Annotated in this window: 14 protein-coding genes (1 of these 14 cut by a window edge); 7 read left to right on the top strand and 7 right to left on the bottom strand. The window is 62.4% G+C overall.

The window, feature by feature from the left end; all coding sequences use genetic code 11:
- Together clpB and GLS_RS07975 are read right to left on the bottom strand one after the other, a co-directional pair.
- Positions 1-2,326, bottom strand: the 5' portion of a protein-coding gene (gene clpB / locus GLS_RS07980) for an ATP-dependent chaperone ClpB (RefSeq protein WP_041111820.1). 275 nt of this gene lie to the left of the window's left edge; only the first 2,326 of its 2,601 coding nucleotides appear in the window; its start codon is at positions 2,324-2,326; the stop codon falls past the left edge of the window.
- 90 nt (positions 2,327-2,416) lie between these two features.
- Entirely contained in the window at positions 2,417-3,496 is a 1,080-nt protein-coding gene (locus GLS_RS07975) for an aldo/keto reductase (RefSeq protein ID WP_041112789.1), read from the bottom strand.
- A 198-nt stretch (positions 3,497-3,694) separates the two neighbouring features.
- Here GLS_RS07975 and GLS_RS07970 point away from each other — a divergent pair, with 198 nt between their 5' ends.
- Entirely contained in the window at positions 3,695-5,914 is a 2,220-nt protein-coding gene (locus tag GLS_RS07970) for a S9 family peptidase (RefSeq protein ID WP_041111819.1), read from the top strand.
- 79 nt (positions 5,915-5,993) lie between these two features.
- Here GLS_RS07970 and grxB read toward each other — a convergent pair whose 3' ends face one another.
- Entirely contained in the window at positions 5,994-6,647 is a 654-nt protein-coding gene (gene grxB / locus GLS_RS07965; RefSeq protein ID WP_041112788.1) for a glutaredoxin 2, read from the bottom strand.
- Between the two features lie 49 nt (positions 6,648-6,696).
- Positions 6,697-7,311 carry a YqgE/AlgH family protein gene (locus GLS_RS07960; protein WP_041112787.1) on the bottom strand — a complete coding sequence of 205 codons (615 nt, stop codon included), beginning with the start codon at positions 7,309-7,311 and terminating at the stop codon, positions 6,697-6,699.
- A 134-nt stretch (positions 7,312-7,445) separates the two neighbouring features.
- Here GLS_RS07960 and GLS_RS07955 point away from each other — a divergent pair, with 134 nt between their 5' ends.
- The 3 genes from GLS_RS07955 to GLS_RS07945 are packed head-to-tail and all read left to right on the top strand — an operon-like array spanning position 7,446 to position 10,181.
- A complete protein-coding gene (locus tag GLS_RS07955; protein ID WP_011252994.1) occupies positions 7,446-8,201 on the top strand; it encodes an SDR family NAD(P)-dependent oxidoreductase in 756 nt (251 codons plus the stop codon).
- Positions 8,191-9,069, top strand: a complete 879-nt coding sequence (locus GLS_RS07950; RefSeq protein ID WP_041111818.1) for a polyphosphate kinase 2 family protein — start codon at positions 8,191-8,193, stop codon at positions 9,067-9,069. Before GLS_RS07955 ends, GLS_RS07950 begins: the two co-directional genes overlap by 11 nt.
- Before the next feature lie 8 nt (positions 9,070-9,077).
- A complete protein-coding gene (locus tag GLS_RS07945; RefSeq protein ID WP_052327534.1) occupies positions 9,078-10,181 on the top strand; it encodes a glycosyltransferase family 61 protein in 1,104 nt (367 codons plus the stop codon).
- Positions 10,182-10,244: 63 nt separating this feature from the next.
- Here GLS_RS07945 and GLS_RS07940 read toward each other — a convergent pair whose 3' ends face one another.
- Both GLS_RS07940 and GLS_RS07935 read right to left on the bottom strand, forming a co-directional pair.
- The gene (locus GLS_RS07940; RefSeq protein ID WP_011252991.1) at positions 10,245-12,056 is read right to left on the bottom strand and encodes a DEAD/DEAH box helicase; all 1,812 of its coding nucleotides are present in this window, start codon (positions 12,054-12,056) and stop codon (positions 10,245-10,247) included.
- A gap of 162 nt (positions 12,057-12,218) precedes the next feature.
- Positions 12,219-12,869: a class I SAM-dependent methyltransferase gene (locus GLS_RS07935; protein ID WP_193363801.1), complete on the bottom strand. Its 651-nt coding sequence runs from the start codon at positions 12,867-12,869 to the stop codon at positions 12,219-12,221.
- 84 nt (positions 12,870-12,953) lie between these two features.
- Between GLS_RS07935 and dapF the strand changes: the two genes are divergently transcribed.
- The 3 genes from dapF to ftsY are packed head-to-tail and all read left to right on the top strand — an operon-like array spanning position 12,954 to position 15,946.
- Positions 12,954-13,727: a diaminopimelate epimerase gene (dapF, locus tag GLS_RS07930; protein WP_041112785.1), complete on the top strand. Its 774-nt coding sequence runs from the start codon at positions 12,954-12,956 to the stop codon at positions 13,725-13,727.
- Positions 13,724-14,926 carry a MiaB/RimO family radical SAM methylthiotransferase gene (locus GLS_RS07925; protein WP_041111816.1) on the top strand — a complete coding sequence of 401 codons (1,203 nt, stop codon included), beginning with the start codon at positions 13,724-13,726 and terminating at the stop codon, positions 14,924-14,926. Before dapF ends, GLS_RS07925 begins: the two co-directional genes overlap by 4 nt.
- A gap of 60 nt (positions 14,927-14,986) precedes the next feature.
- Positions 14,987-15,946 (top strand): signal recognition particle-docking protein FtsY, encoded by a 960-nt coding sequence (gene ftsY / locus GLS_RS07920; protein ID WP_041111815.1) that lies wholly within the window; start codon positions 14,987-14,989, stop codon positions 15,944-15,946.
- Between the two features lie 25 nt (positions 15,947-15,971).
- Here the strand turns inward: ftsY and GLS_RS07915 are convergent, their stop codons facing one another.
- On the bottom strand, positions 15,972-16,442 hold the full coding sequence (locus GLS_RS07915) for a hypothetical protein (protein ID WP_041111814.1): 471 nt from the start codon (positions 16,440-16,442) through the stop codon (positions 15,972-15,974).
- Between the last annotated feature and the right edge of the window lie 8 nt (positions 16,443-16,450).

The following is a 16,450-nucleotide window of genomic DNA, read 5'->3' as shown; positions in this document are numbered from 1 at the left end:
GGTCCATGTCCTTGCGCTGCAAACGGGAGAACAGGATGATCTCGTCCAGACGGTTCAGGAACTCCGGCCGGAAGTGGTTGCGGACCACCTGCATGACCTGCGGGCGGACTTCATCCACGGATTCACCATCCGGCAGATTGGCCAGCACTTCAGAGCCGAGATTACTGGTCAGGACGATGATCGTGTTGCGGAAGTCCACCACACGTCCCTGCCCGTCGGTCAGACGTCCGTCATCGAGAACCTGAAGCAGGATGTTGAAGATGTCCTCATGAGCCTTCTCCACCTCATCGAACAGGATCACCTGATAGGGACGACGGCGAACGGCCTCGGTCAGCACACCGCCTTCATCGTAACCGACATAGCCCGGAGGAGCACCGATCAGACGGGAGACCGCGTGCTTCTCCATGAATTCGCTCATGTCGATCCGCAGCAGGGCCTTCTCGTCATCGAACAGGAACTGCGCCAGAGCCTTGGTCAGCTCGGTCTTGCCAACGCCCGTCGGGCCGAGGAACAGGAACGAGCCGATCGGACGGTTCGGGTCCTGAAGACCGGCACGTGCCCGGCGGACGGCATTCGACACGGCAACCAGCGCCTGCTCCTGCCCGACCACACGCTCACGCAGCGTGTCTTCCATCCGGATCAGTTTGGCGCGCTCGCCTTCGAGCATCCGATCTACCGGAACACCGGTCCAGCGGGAGACGACCGAAGCCACGCCCTGATCCGTCACGGTATCGGCGAACAGTCCGCTCTTTGACGAGGCGTCCTCTTCTTCCTGAGCCTTGGCGATCTGGGCCTCAAGGTTCGGGATCAGGCCGTACATCAGCTCAGACGCCTTGCCGAGATTACCCTGACGCTGCGCCACTTCCACATCGGAACGCGCCGTATCGAGCTGTTCCTTCAGCTTCTGGATCGCATTCACCCGATCCTTCTCGGCATGCCATTCGGCACCCATCGCGTCGGACTGCTCTTCAAGATCGGCCAGTTCCGCTTCAAGCGCGACCAGACGGTCTTTCGAGGCTGTGTCGTCTTCCTTGCGGATGGCTTCGCGCTCGATCTTAAGCTGAATGATGCGGCGGTCGAGTTCGTCCAGCGCTTCCGGCTTGCTGTCGATCTGCATGCGCAGACGGCTGGCAGCCTCGTCAATCAGGTCGATCGCCTTATCCGGCAGGAAGCGGTCCGTGATGTAGCGGTTGGAAAGCGTCGCGGCCGCAACGATGGCGTTGTCCGTGATGCGGACACCATGATGCAGTTCGTACTTCTCCTTGATACCACGCAGGATCGAGATCGTGTCGGCAACAGACGGCTCACCCACGAAAACCGGCTGGAAACGACGGGCCAGAGCCGCGTCCTTCTCAATATACTTGCGGTATTCGTCGAGTGTCGTTGCACCTACGCAGTGCAGCGTGCCACGGGCCAGTTCCGGCTTGATGAGGTTGGACGCATCCATCGCCCCATCGGACCGACCGGCACCGACAAGCGTGTGCATTTCGTCGATGAAGAGGATGATCTCCCCTTCAGCCGTCTCGATCTCCTTGAGAACAGCCTTCAGACGCTCTTCGAACTCACCGCGATATTTCGCACCGGCGATCAGCGCACCCATGTCGAGCGACAGCAGCTTCTTGTTGCGCAGAGCCTCAGGCACGTCACCGTTGACAATCCGCTGCGCAAGCCCTTCGACAATGGCCGTCTTACCGACGCCCGGCTCACCGATCAAAACCGGATTGTTTTTGCTGCGACGGGCCAGGACCTGAATGGTCCGGCGGATTTCCTCGTCACGGCCGATGACCGGATCGAGCTTGCCTGCCTGCGCGACAGCGGTCACGTCACGGGCGTATTTCTTCAGGGCGTCAAAGGTGTTTTCCGCCGAAGCACTCGTGACAGTCCGTCCCTTGCGGATTTCCGCAACGGCACGTTCCAGAGCAGGCGCCCCCGCCTTGCCGTCAACAAGCGCCTTGCCCGCAGGCGTATGGCTGGCAGCAATCGCTACGAGCAAGCGGTCCTGTGCGACGTGACTGTCACCGGCAACTTTGGCAGCAGATTCGGCAGCATCGAGCAGACGCGCCAGATCCGGCGTCATCTGCGGCTGGCCGGCACCAGCACCCTGAACTTTTGGCAGTTTTGCAAGGGCTGCGTCATTCGCGGTCTGAACGACCTTCGGATCGCCGCCTGCGGCGCGGATCAGGCCGGATGCCGCACCCTGTTCATCATCCAGCAGGGCCTTGAGCAGATGCTCCGGCGTCAGCTGCTGGTTGTAATCCCGAAGCGCAATGGTCTGTGCGGCCTGAAGAAAGCCCTGGCTGCGTTCGGTGAAATTCTGAATGTCCATTCTCTTAAATTCCTCTCATGCCCCGTTACGGCGGCATTGATGTGCTTGGCCGCCCCCGGAGGCAGCGGCCTGTGATTAATATTTAGGCAGTCATTTTTTCGTTTCAAGGGCCTCCCGATGACGTTTTGCCGGTCCCTGCAAAACAAGATCCGCCTTTGAGAGACGGTCAAAGGCATTCCGGTTCTGATGCCAGTACGGATAGATCAGGTCAGGCGCACTGACATCGTCAAGCCGGCGAACCTGTTCCTGCGTCAGACGGAGCGACGCGGCCGCCAGATTGTCCAGAAGCTGGCTCTCTTTACGGGCCCCCAGAACCAGTGACGTGATCGCCGGCTTGTGCAGCGTCCAGGCCAGCGCCACACGGGCGGCGGAGACGCTGTGCTCTTCAGCGATCTGCACCAGAACCTCAACCGTATCGTAGAGCTTCTTCAGATCCCGGACTTCCGGCTCCGGCCAGCCGGAAATTCGGCGGGAATCTTCCGGGGCCGTCTTGCCGCGACGGTATTTCCCGGTCAGCAGCCCACAAGCCAGCGGGCTCCAGACCTGGACACCCAGCCCCTGATCGACGGCGAGCGGCAGCAGTTCATATTCGGCATCCCGGGCTTCAAGGGAATAATAGAGCTGCTGACTGACCGGCGCGACCAGACGGTCCCGCTCGGCGGCGCCCAGAAGTTTCATGGCCTGCCAGCCCGCAAAATTGGAAATCCCGGCATAACGGATCTTGCCCTGATCGCGCAGGGTCTGGAGCGCCTCAAGCGTTTCCTCGACCGGCGTCAGACCATCCCACTCATGCAGATAATAAAGGTCGATGTGATCGCGCCCCAGCCGACGCAGACTGTCGTCACAGGCATTGAGGATATGGTGGCGCGACAGGCCCTGTTCGTTCGGCCCTTTCCCCGTTGGGAAACGCACCTTGCTGGTCACGAGCAGTTCGCGGCTGCGCCCCTGAAGGACGCGGCCGAGAATTTCCTCGGCTTCACCGCCGGAATAGGCATCGGCCGTATCGAACATGTTCACGCCGTGCTCGACGCAGATGTCCACCATGCGCGTCGCTTCGGCGATGTCCACCTTGCCGGTGGCGGCAAAATTGCCCTGTCCGCCGAACGTCACCGATCCGAAATTGAGTGCTGAAATCTTGAGGCCCGAGCGACCAAGCTGACGATACTGCATATCCATCAGGCTCCTTCTTGCTGAGACATACCACGATACACAACACACGAACCCGGGATCGGTCCCGGTAAAATCGCCCCCGCTCCCATAAACGTGAGAAGGGGGCGTTCCTCTCTTTTGGAAACCCTGTTCACAAACGACGGCCCGGTCCATGATCGACGTCAAAATCCTGTCCGTCGTCATGCTTACGGAGATGCAATGCTGTCACTGTCCCTGCGCCTTCCCCTGCGCCGAACCCTTTTGGCCTGTGCCATCCTGTCGCCGCTGCTGTCAGCCGGCGCCCTTCAGGCCGCAGAACCTCCCGCCTGCATGGTCGATCTCGCAAAGACCCGGAATGGCGCGCTCGGCCTGCCCAATCACGCCGAAGTCACGCCAGATGGGCATTCCGTCCTGTTCCTGCGCTCGGGGCCGTTCGACACGCATCTGCATCTTTACCGCTACGATCTGCCCGACCATTCGCTGCATGAACTGGCTGCCCCCGCCTCGGGCCCGGAGCATCTGTCGCTCGAGGAAAAGGCCCGGCGTGAACGGGCGCGCCAGATCATGTCAGGCATCACCGACTATCAGATGAGCGAGGACGGCGGCACGGTTTTAGCGTCTCAGGGCGGCCAGCTTGAACGCATCGCCACCGATGACGGCCGGGTCACGCCGATTGAAGGTCAGTGGATTGCCCCGCGCCTTTCCCCGGACGGGCTGACCCTCGCTGCAGTGCGGGACAATGACCTGTACAGCGTCGATCTCGTCAGCGGCCACGAAACACGCCTGACGACCGGCGGCAGCGACACCCTGACGCATGGCCTGGCCGAATTTGCCGCAGCCGAGGAACTGGAGCGCGCAGATGGCGCCTGGTGGTCTCCTGACAGCAAAACCATCCTGTTCGAGGAAGCCGATAACAGCGACGTCGAAAAGCATTACATCACCAATCCTGAAACCCCGCAGGCCGAGCCTGTCTCGTTCCGCTATCCCCGCGCCGGGACGAACAACGCGAAAACGCGCTTTGGTCTCGTGGACGCGAAAGGCGGCCCGGTCCTCTGGATTTCCTGGGATCACGAGGCATGGCCCTATCTCGGTCGCGTAGTCTGGCGGAAGAATAGCCCCCTCGCCGTCGTGCTGCTCAACCGTGCCCAGACGCAGGAACAGCTTCTCACGATCGACCCCGCAACCGGTGCCACCCATCTTCTGCTCGCCCAGTCCGACCCCGCCTGGATCGAACTGGACCCGCGCGCGGCCTCCGGCGGCCACAGCCTCCCCGTCTTCCTCGCCAATAATGCCGGTTTCCTCTGGGCCGCCGACCGGGGCAAGGACTGGCAGCTTGAACTCCATGCGCCTGATGGAAAGCTCCAGCGCGTCCTGACGCCCCCTGGCCTGTCTTATGTCGCCTTCGACGATTATGACTCCGAACACAACACGATCACTGTGACGGTCCGGGCCAACCGGCTGGACAACGAGGTCGTGCATATCGACCTTGCAACCGGTGCCGTAACGCCGTTCGTGACGGAGCGCGGCCTTCATAATGTGCATGTCACGAATGGCACGCATACGGCCATGGTGGACACATTCGCCAGCGCGAATGGCACGCGCCAGACGCTGGTCCGGAATGAGAGCGGCCATGTCATCGCGACCCTGCCCAGCGTGGCACAGCCGCCGAAACTGCCGGTTCATGTCGAATTCACAACGGCCGGTCCGCGTGAGTTCGATGCGGCCATCATCCGCCCGGAAAACTTCAGCGCCTCAAAACGCTATCCGGTTGTGCTGTCGGTCTATGCCGGTCCGGGCTCCAAGATGGTCCATGACACGCCGACCTCCTATCTCGATGACCAGTGCCTGGCCAATCAGGGCTATATCGTCGTCACGCTCGATGGGCGCGGAACGCCGGGACGTGATCATGATTTTGAGCGCGCCATCAAGGGCAACCTGATCGACCTGCCGCTTCAGGACCAGATCGACGGACTTCAGGCGCTCGGCAAGCGTCATCATGAAATGGATCTCTCCCGCGTCGGCGTGCATGGCTGGTCCTTCGGCGGCTATTTCAGTGCCATGGCGACCATCCGTCGCCCGGACGTGTTCAAGGTCGGTGTTGCGGGGGCCCCACCCGTCGATTTCGCGGATTACGACACGGCCTATACCGAGCGTTATCTCGGCACGCCGCAGGAAGACCCGGAAGGTTATCGCAAGAGCAACGTCCTGACCTATGCCGACACGCTGAAACAGCCTCTGCTGCTCATGCACGGCATTACGGATGACAATGTCTATTTCGAGAACACCATGAAGCTGACGCAGGGCCTGCTTCATGCCGGCAAACCCTATGACCTGCTGCTGCTGCCGGGCACGCACATGCTGCCTGATCCGGTTATCCGCGCCCGGGTGGCCGAACGGCGCGCGCAGTTTCTGAACGCAGTTCTCCAGCCCGGAAAATAACGTTCCGTCATGCAGACATGAAAAAGGGGGCCGGATCACACGATCCGGCCCCCCTTGTTTTTGTAAAGCTTGCCTGAAATCAGACGGCGATATCGTCGAACAGACCCACGCCGGACCGTGCGGCCATGGCCTGCCGGTAGGCTTCGACCTCGGCCGGATACACGACGCCCCGGATCAGCGACATGCTGTGCAGATGCGCATAAAGATGGATGTCATCCGTGGAGAGTTCGCCATTCACGGCCTCGGGCGAACGGATGAGCGGCCCCAGTTCCTTCAGCATCGCATTCAGCTGCGTGAGTTCGTCGGTCTTTTCTTCCAGAAGGGCACTGAACGAACCCACAGACGGCTCCTTGCGCCGGATGAAGCCTGCACGCGCGGATGTCGTCGCAAATTCCGGCAGAGGAGCAGCCGCAGCGCGGGGCAGGAACAGGCGATAGAGCGGCGTTCCCGCCTTCTTCAGCCAGACCGCGATCTCGGAGCGCGTCTCACCCGTCAGGACAGGGGTTCCGATCGCATCGATATGGGCAACGATATCCATGCTCTCGGGCATGAAGGTTCCGTTTTCCTCCAGGATGGGCACAACCTTGCGGCTCACCATGCGGACCGGGCCGTCAACATCGTCATTGAGCAGGATGCGCTGCTCATACGGGATGTTCTTCAGCCCGAAGATCATCCGCGCTTTGGTGCAGAACGGGCAGTGTTCATAGATGTAAAGGATATGGGGTGCGCTCATGCTGCCCTCCTGTGTCTGGTGGATCATTTCTGCGGAACAGGACGCCTTATCAGGCTTCCCCGACCGAGGACGAAAGAAGAAGCGGGTCAAAATCTATGGCGACGAGGGCCTGTCGCCATTTTTTCGCATGATCGGTTCCGAACACGATTTCGTCGGTCGCAGGCGCGATGAACCACGAACTGTCGCGCAGGATTTCCTCTTCGAGCTGCCCCGGCGCCCAGGCGGCATGTCCGAGCGCCATCACGGCCTGTCTGGGACCATGCCCCGCGGCGATCTCACGCAGGATGTCCAGACTGGCGGTCAGGGTCGTGTGTCCGTCCACATCCAGACTCCCCTCCCCCGCCCAGTCCGCCGAGTGCAGGACAAACCCACGGGCATGCTCGACCGGGCCGCCCATACACACACCGATCCTACGTTCGGGGGGGCTGGGTTCGATTCCCAGCTGGGCAAACAGATCATCCAGCCCCGGCTGGGACAGGCGCCTGTTGACGATCAGCCCCATCGCGCCGTCCTGCTCCGAATGGGCACAGAGATAGATCACTGTCCGTTCAAAGAACGTCTCCGCCAGTGCAGGCGCGGCCACGAGCAGTTTTCCCGTAAGACCGAGTTCCATGAGACCGGCGTCTGTCAGGTTGTCATTCCATCCGTCGAGTGTTTTCTTCATGCCTGCCAACATGGGTGCATCCCTTCCTGTATTGCAAGCGTTTGCCTTCAGGAGTGTTAATGACATCCAATGTCACTGACCTGGGTATCCCGTGCCGCCCCTGCCGGGTGCGGACTGTCCGTCTGGAGATTGCCATGCCTCTCACCGTCCTCGTCACCGGCGCCACTGCAGGCTTCGGTCACGCCATAGCAACGCGCCTCGTCCGCGAAGGTCACCGCGTCATCGCGACCGGCCGCCGCAAGGAACGTCTGGAAGCCCTCAAGGACGAACTGGGCGAGAGCGTCCTGCCCTATACGCTCGACATGACCGACCGTGAGGCCCTGCGCGCTCTGCCGGCCGCGCTGCCCGAAGAATGGCAGGATATCGACGTCCTTGTGAACAACGCCGGTCTCGCCCTCGGCATGGAGCCGGCGCAGGATGCCGAGCCCGACAACTGGGAATCGATGATCGCCACGAACGTTTCGGGCGTCGTGGAACTGACCCGCGCGCTCCTGCCGGGGATGGTCCAGCGCAATACGGGCTACATCATCGCACTGGGCAGCACGGCCGGGACCTATCCCTACACCGGCGGCAACGTCTATGGCGCGACCAAGGCCTTCGTGCACCAGTTCACCCAGAACCTGCGCACCGATCTGCTCGGCACCCGCATCCGCGTGACGAATATCGAGCCCGGTCTGTGTGGCGGCAGCGAGTTCAGCAATGTGCGTCTGGGTGACGATGCCAAGGCAGCTGCCGTTTACAAGGACACGACACCGCTGACGCCCGAAGACATCGCCGGGACCGTCTCCTGGCTCATCGGACTGCCCTGGCACGTGAACGTCAATTATCTGGAAATGATGCCGGTCTGTCAGGCCTCGGGTGGACTTGCGGTGAACCGTCATGTCGGCTGAAACCGGGCTTCCTTCCCAACTTCGCATTACGGACGGAAAGAAGTTCCGTCTGTCCTCCATTGCGACGAACGACAAGCTCGGCCGTCAAAAGAACACATCCCGCACCCGGATCCGCGACTGCGTGGACCGGATGTCCGTCCTGCAGCAGCGCCTGGCAGCCTATGCCACCCACGGCATTCTGGTCGTGCTTCAGGGCATGGACACTGCCGGCAAGGATGGCGCGATCCGTCATGCTTTCTCCGGCCTGAATCCGCAGGGCGTGCATGTCACGTCCTTCAAGGCCCCCGTCGGCATTGCCACGCGCCATGACGATCTGTGGCGCATCCATCTTGCCGTGCCGTCGCGCGGGGAGATCGGCATTTTCAACCGCAGCCATTATGAAGATGTCCTAGTGGAGCGCGTGCATCCGGACATGGTGCGGGCGCGCGGCCTCGACCCCGATCTTCCGGATTTCTGGGATCACCGTCTCGGCGATCTGCGCAATTTCGAGAGCTATCTGCGGCGACAGAACATCATCGTCCTCAAGCTGTTCCTGCATATTTCACCCGAAGAGCAGCGGCAGCGTCTGCTCAAGCGGCTGGACCATCCGGAAAAACGCTGGAAGTTCAGCCCGTCGGATCTGAAGGAACGCGAATTCTGGCCGCATTATATCGCAGCCTATGAAGAAGCCATCCGTGCGACCGCAACGCCGGACGCCCCCTGGATCGTCATTCCGGCGGACCATAAATGGCTCGCCCGCGTGCTTGTGGCCGAGGCCTTGCTGGACACGCTGGAAAGCCTGCACCTCAAGGAGCCGGAACAGAAAATGTCCGATGCGCTCAAGGACGCCCAGCAGGCCCTGCTCAAAGGCGCGGCCAAAACCGTCTGATCCTGACCATGCCGCTTCTCTCCCGTCTCAGGCGCCTGTTCTCTCCACCGGCCGGGTCCTCCGGTCTGGCGGAGATCGCGCGCAGCACGACTGTTCTCGAAACCTGTCCCGTCCGAGCGGTTTCCACCCCCTGCGCCTCTGCCCTGAGCCATCCGGAGCGCAATCCGTTCCGGGACTGGGAGAGCATGCCGGTTCTGGTCAGTCAGTACGCCCTGCGTGACGTCGTGCTGGACCAACCGCTGATGACATTGCTTCATGCAGGCCATCCGGTCACTGAAACCGCCTATGTCCAGGATCCGGAGGCCGTGCGGAACCTGCGACTGCGTCCTGCGGATATCGTCCGTTGCGCACCTTTCAAGGGCGTGACCGCAAGCTGTGTCGATCACTGGGCTTCGAACTTCTATCACTGGGTGGCTCATACGGTCCCCACCCTGCATGTCCTGTCCCAGACAGGCAGGCCGGTACGCCTTGTCCTGCCCGAACATATGCATCCGTGGCAGTTCGAGACGCTTGAGCTTTTTGGCCTGAACGATGGCGTTCATATCCGTCTGCAGCAGGGGCGGCAATACGCCTTCAAAGCCCTTGACTACATCACCTTCGTCAATGGCAGCGCCGATTTCGCCGTCTCGGACCTGTCCCGCGATGCCTATGCACGGCTACGTCAGGCTGCGGGTGCCACACCGAAATCTGCCGGACGACGGCTCTATATCGAGCGTGGCAGTTCAGCCAACCGGCATGTTCCCAACGAAGCCGAACTGGCGGCAGGGCTGGAAAAGCTCGGCTTCGAGCGCGTGCATCCCGAAACGCTGTCGCTATCCGAGCAGATCCGCCTGTTCAGCGACGCCGGGATGGTCATGGGGATGCTGGGGGCCGGCATGGCCAATATCGCCTGGTGTCAGCCGGGAACGCTCGTTTACGAACTCGTTCCGTCCCATCATATCAACCCCTGCTTTGCCGCCATGGCGATACAGGGCGGGCTGAAATACTGGGCGGATGTGTTCGAGACAGGAGCGGCACAGGAAAATCATACGGACGATGCCGCCATCCCGCTCCCGGTCGCAGACATCCTCGACCGCGTCCGGGAACTGGTAGCCCTCCTGCCCGACGCCTGAAAAAACAAACCCCGCCGGAGACCTGCTCCGGCGGGGTTTGTTTTTCAGATCCGGAAAGACGGATCAGGAACGGCGCTTGCGGCTCGAACCGTCACCGCGCGGACCGTCACCGGCTGCGGGCTTCGGACGGCCATAGCCCGAACCGCCGCGGCCCTTGTAACCGCCGCCGGCACCACCGCGCGGACCGCCCTTGAAGCCACCGCCCGAACGGCCACCGCCGCCAAAGCGCTTGCCTTCACCCGGGTTGCGACCGCGGGGGCCCATGCCACCGGCAGGGGCTTCGGACGGCTCGATCGTCACTTCATCGGCTTCCGCACCGGCGAGGCAGGACTTGAAGCGGGCCACGCTCTCATCCGCGATCTGGAAATAGGTCTGTTCCTGATCGATGCGGATGCTGCCGATCTCGCGCTTCTGCACGCCACCCAGACGGCAGATCAGCGGGATCAGCCATTTCGGATCGGCACGCTCGGTGCGACCAACGCCCATCTTGAACCACTCACCGGACATGGTGTGCTCTTCGCGCGGTGCGCGTTCGCCACGCTCCGTACGGCGCGGAGCCTCGACGGACATCGGGCGGATCTGCTCGACCTTCGGCAGACGCGCACGATACAGACCGACCAGTGCCGCTGCGAGCTTGGTGGCGTCGTACTTCTCGACCAGCTGGTTGACCAGCTCATCGGACATGTCGTCCACGGCGTTCGTCAGGATCGGATCGTGCATCAGGCGCGTCTTGTCCTGCTCGGCAATGGCATCGGCCGTAGGAACGGCTTCCCATTCGGCCTGGATCTTCGCCATCTGAAGCAGGCGCTCGGCCCGGCGACGCTGGTTCAGCGGAACCATCAGCACGCTGGTGCCCTTGCGGCCCGCACGCCCCGTACGGCCCGAACGATGCAGCAGGGTTTCAGCAGCCGTCGGGATGCTCGCATGGATCACGAGGCTCAGCGCCGGCACGTCAATGCCACGGGCTGCAACGTCAGTCGCAACGCAGACACGGGCCTGACCGGAGCGCAGGCTCTCGATCGCACGGCTACGCTCGTTCTGGCCCATCTCGCCGGAAATGGCGACGGAGGCGAAACCGCGCTCCAGAAGAGCCGCCTGGACCTGGTTGACCATCATGCGGGTGTTGCAGAACACCATGGCCGTCGGGCTCTCGTAGAAACGAAGCACGTTGACGAGCGAGCGCTCGATTTCCTGCGGCTGCGTGATGACGCAGCGATAGGTGATGTCGGAATGCTGCTTAGCACCCGAGACCGTGTCGATGCGCTCGGCATTCTTCTGGTAACGGCGCGCCAGTGAGGCGATCTCACGGGCGATCGTCGCAGAGAACAGCAGCGTACGGCGCTCGGCCGGGGCGGCATCGAGAAGCTGCTCCAGCTCCTCGCGGAAGCCCATGTCCAGCATTTCGTCGGCTTCATCGAGCACGACGCAGCGCAGGGCGGACAGGTCAAGCGAGCCACGCGAGAGGTGATCGCACAGACGGCCGGGAGTTCCGACCACGATATGGGCGCCGCGGTTCAGCTCACGGGCTTCACTGCGGGCATCGGTGCCGCCAATGCAGCTCGCGATGCGGGCGCCGGTTTCGGCATAAAGCCATTTGAGTTCGGACTGGACCTGAAGCGCCAGCTCACGCGTCGGCGCAATCACAAGCGCCATAGGCTGAGGGGACGGCGGAAGGCGATCGGCGTCTCCGAGCAGGGTCGGAGCGATGGCCAGGCCGAAGGCGACGGTCTTGCCCGACCCCGTCTGCGCGGAAACCAGCAGGTCGCGCTCGTCCAGCCCCGGCTGCAGAACTGCTTCCTGAACAGGAGTCAGCTGTTCGTAGCCACGTGCCTCAAGGGCGCGCTTAAGGGCAGGATGGGTATCGGGAAAAGGCATATTTTATGAACACTCGGCAAACGTCACGCCGACGACAGGATGCGGCGGCTGGAATGCCGCTGCATAAAGACTTCCAGCCGAAAATGCCAGAAAGAACGTATGGAAGGCTTTATCTTGTTCTTCCCGCTCCGTCCGGCACCCGCAACGCAGTCCCTGCCCTGTTCAGTTCCGCGGCTTGCGCCCGATCACCGCATGCACCGTATCGCGCCATGCAGTGAGATCCTCGGGCGGCACGACCTCGCCCGTATCCAGCTCGGCCAGCCCGGCGCGGGACATCAGCACACTGGCCAGACGCACCCGATCCACCGGCTCAAGCGCCTGCCAGATCGCCACGGCCTTCACCGCATGGAACTGGTCGGAAAACGTCAGGATCAGCGGGGCGCCGGGCTTAAGGACACGCACCACTTCCGTCAGCACGGCCAACGGCTGCGTCAGATAGGCCAGCCCGTCGCACAGCGTCACGGCATCAAAGCTGTCATCGTCGAACGGCAGCGTCGTGACTTCGTTGAGATCCTGCACCACACGCTCGCCCAGAACGGGATTGGAATCCAGAGCGCCTTTGGAGATCCCGAGCCCGACCACGCGCTGGAACGTCGCTTCCTCGGGATAATGGCTGAGCGCGCCCGCCATCAGATCCAGCACGGCGCCACCGACCGGCAGGGCCGTCTGATACAGGGCCGTCACGGCCGTTCGCGCGCCCATATCCATCAGCGAATCCGGCACGCGCTGGGCATAGAAAATCGTGTCGGGCTCGCTGTTGGCGCGCGTGAACGCCGCTGCGTGCATTCCTTCAAGCTGTTCCGGGCCGCTCATGTCCACTCCTTCTGATCCAGCAGCCGAAATGAGGGCATGTTCCCCGTGCGTCAACCCGCAGGATGCTTTATGAGAAGCACCATCATGACCCTCTCCTTCACGAAAATGCACGGTCTGGGCAACGATTTCGTCGTGATCGACAGCCGCCAGAACGATCCCACCCTTGATACCGCGACGATCCGCCATCTGTGCGACCGGCGCTTCGGAATCGGCTGCGACCAGCTTGTCCTGTTGACGCCGCCGACGCTGGCAGGGGCAGACGTGCATGTCCGTTTCTTCAACCCGGACGGTTCGGAAGCCGGGGCCTGCGGCAATGCATCGCGCTGCGTGGCGAAGTTCGTCGGTGGCGCTCCGACGCTCCAGACGGCCGCCGGCCTTCTTCCCACGGCACAGGATGGCGATCTCTTCACAGTCGATATGGGCATGCCCCGGCTGGACTGGCAGGACGTGCCGATGTCCCGGGCCTGTGACTCCCTGCATCTGCCACTGCATGATGCGGCAGCCTGCTCGATGGGAAATCCACACGCCACGCTGTTCGGTGACGCCGCCCGCGCGGAAACGCTGGGACCGGACCTCGAACGGGACCCTCTGTTCCCGGAACGCGCCAATATCGGTTTCGCGCAGATCCTCTCCCCCACACACATGCGTTTGCGGGTGTGGGAGCGTGGCGCGGGACTGACGCTTGCCTGCGGGTCGGGAGCCTGTGCGGCGGTCGTAAATGCCGTCCGCCGCGGCCTGACGGAACGGACATGCACGGTCACGATGGATGGTGGAGACCTGTGCATCACATGGCGTGAAGACGGCCATGTCCTCATGACAGGCCCCGCCGTCACGGTCTTTCACGGCACGACCGCGTGACTGCTTCTGTCCTGACATTCGGCTGCCGCCTCAATGCCCATGAGAGCGACGGCATAGCCCATCATGCGCGTGGGCAGGATGACACGATCATCGTCAACACCTGCGCCGTGACGACCACAGCCGAACGACAGGCCCGGCAGGCCATCCGCCGCGCGCATCGTGAGAATCCGGACGCAAAGATCGTCGTGACAGGCTGCGCCTCCGATATCGCCCCTAACCGCTGGGCCGAGCTGCCGGGCGTTGTTCGTGTGGTGCCCAACGAAGACAAACTCAAACCAGCCATCTGGGGTGACACCAGCGCAGGCCTGCCGCCATCCCGTCACGCGCGCGCGCTTCTTCAGGTCCAGCAGGGCTGCGATCACCGCTGCACCTTCTGCATCATCCCGTATGGCCGCGGAGACTCCCGCTCTACCCCCATTGAGGACGCCATCGCGCGCGCCGAAGCGCTTGTCGAAGCCGGGCATCAGGAAATCGTTCTGACCGGCGTGGACATCGCTTCATGGCAGGGGGGCGAAGGCAAGGGACTGGGCGCGTTATGTCGCGAACTGCTGCGCCGCGTGGAAGGCGTGCGGCGACTGCGTCTGTCTTCCATTGATCCTGTTCTTCTCGATGCAACAACGGGAGACGCGGATTTATGGTGGCTTCTGGAAAACGAGCCCCGCCTGATGCCGCATCTGCACCTGTCCCTGCAGGCTGGATCAGATCTCATTCTCAAGCGCATGAAGCGCCGTCACGATACGGCCCGGGTCGCGGCAACACTGCGCCGCGTCCGCTCCATACGCCCGGAAACAGGCGTGGGTGCCGATCTGATCGCAGGCTTTCCCACGGAAACCGATGCTCTCTTTGAGGAAACCCGCGCCTTTATCGAAGAGCAGCAGATCCCCTTCCTCCATGTCTTCCCTTACAGCGAACGCCCCGGAACGCCCGCCGCCCGCATGCCAGCCGTCCCCAATGCCGAGCGCCAGAAACGTGCGGCCTGTCTGCGCGACATCGGCGAGGCAAACCGTGACCGTTTCCTGCAGCGCCTCATCGGCACCGAGTTCGATATTCTCGCCGAGACGCCAGATCGCGGACACTCGCCGGAGTTTGCCGCTGTCCGCCTGACCGGAACCGCGCCTGCGCCAGTCCGGGGCAGTTTCGTGCCCGTTCGCGCCACCGGGCTGGAAAACGGGACACTTCTGGCCGAAATCCGCAGCTGAAACGCGCTCAGATCTTCCTATGCCCTTGACGTTCGGCCCGACCTGTCCGAACTCCCATGCATGGCTGGATTTTTCTCACGACTCAAACAGGGTCTTTCGCGGTCGAGCTCGCGTCTCGGCGCCGTCTTCACGCATCGCAAGCTGGATGAAACAGCTCTTGAAGAGCTCGAGGACGAGCTGATCGCAGCCGATCTCGGACCGGCCGTGGCCGAGCGCGTCATCGAGAACTTCCGCAGCACGCGCTTTGGCAAGGACGTCACCAGCGACGAAATCCGCGAGACCCTCGCGACCGAAATCGCCCGCGTCCTCGAACCCGTAGCCATCCCCTTCGAGCCCGACCCGAAGAAGAAACCCCATGTCGTGCTGGTTGTCGGCGTCAATGGCGTCGGCAAGACCACGACCATCGGCAAGATGGCCCGCCATTACACGGAAGAAGGCAAATCCGTGATGCTGGTGGCCGGAGACACGTTCCGTGCCGCCGCCGTCGAACAGCTTGAAGTCTGGGGCAAGCGCGCCAACGTGCCTGTCATCGCCGGCAAACATGGCGCCGATGCGGCGGGTCTGGCCTATGACGGCCTCAAGCGCGCAACCGAAGCCGGAACCGACCTGCTCCTGATCGACACTGCCGGGCGCCTGCACAACAAGGGCGCGCTGATGGAGGAGCTGGCCAAGATCATCCGCGTCATGCGGAAGTTCGATGAGACGGCCCCCCACTCCGTCCTGCTGGTTCTGGACGCAACGACCGGTCAGAACGCCATCGAACAGGTCCGTGTCTTCCGTGAACTGGTCAATGTGACAGGTTTGATCGTGACCAAGCTGGACGGATCCGCCCGTGGAGGCATCGTCGTGGCGCTAGCGGAGCAGTTCAAACTGCCGGTTCACATGGTCGGTGTCGGAGAACAGGCCGAGGATCTGCGTCCTTTCTCGGCTCAGGAATACGCAAAAGGTCTGGTCGGTGGCTCCAACGATCTGGCAGCCAGACTGATGGAAACCTCAACCGACGAAACGCCTTCCGCGTAAGGTTCCAAATCCTGCGGCCTGCAGATCAGGTCGCAGGCGCATCCTCGTCCGAAGACATCCATTCTTCCTGAAGATACGCGATGCGTTTTTCAATGGATTTACGCTCGCGTCGCGCGATTTCCGCGTTCCAAAGCCGGCCGCTAATGGCCGATGCTTCCGACACGAGCCAGGCTGCCCCAGCCGCAAGCCAGTCCAGCGCAAGCGTCACGGGCTGCGTGATCTGCGCGATACACGTCTCCCAGTCTCCGTTTGCGGCCCAGGCCTCATGCAGAGGATGCACCATGGCAGCGCCGACATAGAACAGCACGATCATGATCCGCTGACCGTCAGCATTGGGGTCAACGAGCTTCAGGGCGACCAGCGGAAGCAGCAGAACGCCTGCAACCAGCAGGCTTCCGGGAACATAGGAAAGCAGCAGCCCGATGATGATCCCGTGCCACCACCGGAATCCCGGGGCCCGGAGCGATCCCGGGTCTGCCTGTCTAACGGACGCCATGGGTCTTC

It is taken from the genome of Gluconobacter oxydans DSM 3504, assembly GCF_000583855.1.
GTDB lineage: Bacteria > Pseudomonadota > Alphaproteobacteria > Acetobacterales > Acetobacteraceae > Gluconobacter > Gluconobacter oxydans.
The sequence above is the reverse complement of the archived record's forward strand: the minus strand, read 5'-3'. Positions and strand labels throughout refer to the sequence as shown.

Bases quoted from the DNA above. Each gene is read 5' to 3' on its own strand.
- GLS_RS07975 (WP_041112789.1), bottom strand. From the start codon at position 3,496: ATGCAGTATCGTCAGCTTGGTCGCTCGGGCCTCAAGATTTCAGCACTC.
- GLS_RS07970 (WP_041111819.1), top strand. From the start codon at position 3,695: ATGCTGTCACTGTCCCTGCGCCTTCCCCTGCGCCGAACCCTTTTGGCC.
- grxB (WP_041112788.1), bottom strand. From the start codon at position 6,647: ATGAGCGCACCCCATATCCTTTACATCTATGAACACTGCCCGTTCTGC.
- GLS_RS07960 (WP_041112787.1), bottom strand. From the start codon at position 7,311: ATGAAGAAAACACTCGACGGATGGAATGACAACCTGACAGACGCCGGT.
- GLS_RS07955 (WP_011252994.1), top strand. From the start codon at position 7,446: ATGCCTCTCACCGTCCTCGTCACCGGCGCCACTGCAGGCTTCGGTCAC.
- GLS_RS07950 (WP_041111818.1), top strand. From the start codon at position 8,191: ATGTCGGCTGAAACCGGGCTTCCTTCCCAACTTCGCATTACGGACGGA.
- GLS_RS07945 (WP_052327534.1), top strand. From the start codon at position 9,078: ATGCCGCTTCTCTCCCGTCTCAGGCGCCTGTTCTCTCCACCGGCCGGG.
- GLS_RS07940 (WP_011252991.1), bottom strand. From the start codon at position 12,056: ATGCCTTTTCCCGATACCCATCCTGCCCTTAAGCGCGCCCTTGAGGCA.
- GLS_RS07935 (WP_193363801.1), bottom strand. From the start codon at position 12,869: ATGAGCGGCCCGGAACAGCTTGAAGGAATGCACGCAGCGGCGTTCACG.
- dapF (WP_041112785.1), top strand. From the start codon at position 12,954: ATGACCCTCTCCTTCACGAAAATGCACGGTCTGGGCAACGATTTCGTC.
- ftsY (WP_041111815.1), top strand. From the start codon at position 14,987: ATGGCTGGATTTTTCTCACGACTCAAACAGGGTCTTTCGCGGTCGAGC.
- GLS_RS07915 (WP_041111814.1), bottom strand. From the start codon at position 16,442: ATGGCGTCCGTTAGACAGGCAGACCCGGGATCGCTCCGGGCCCCGGGA.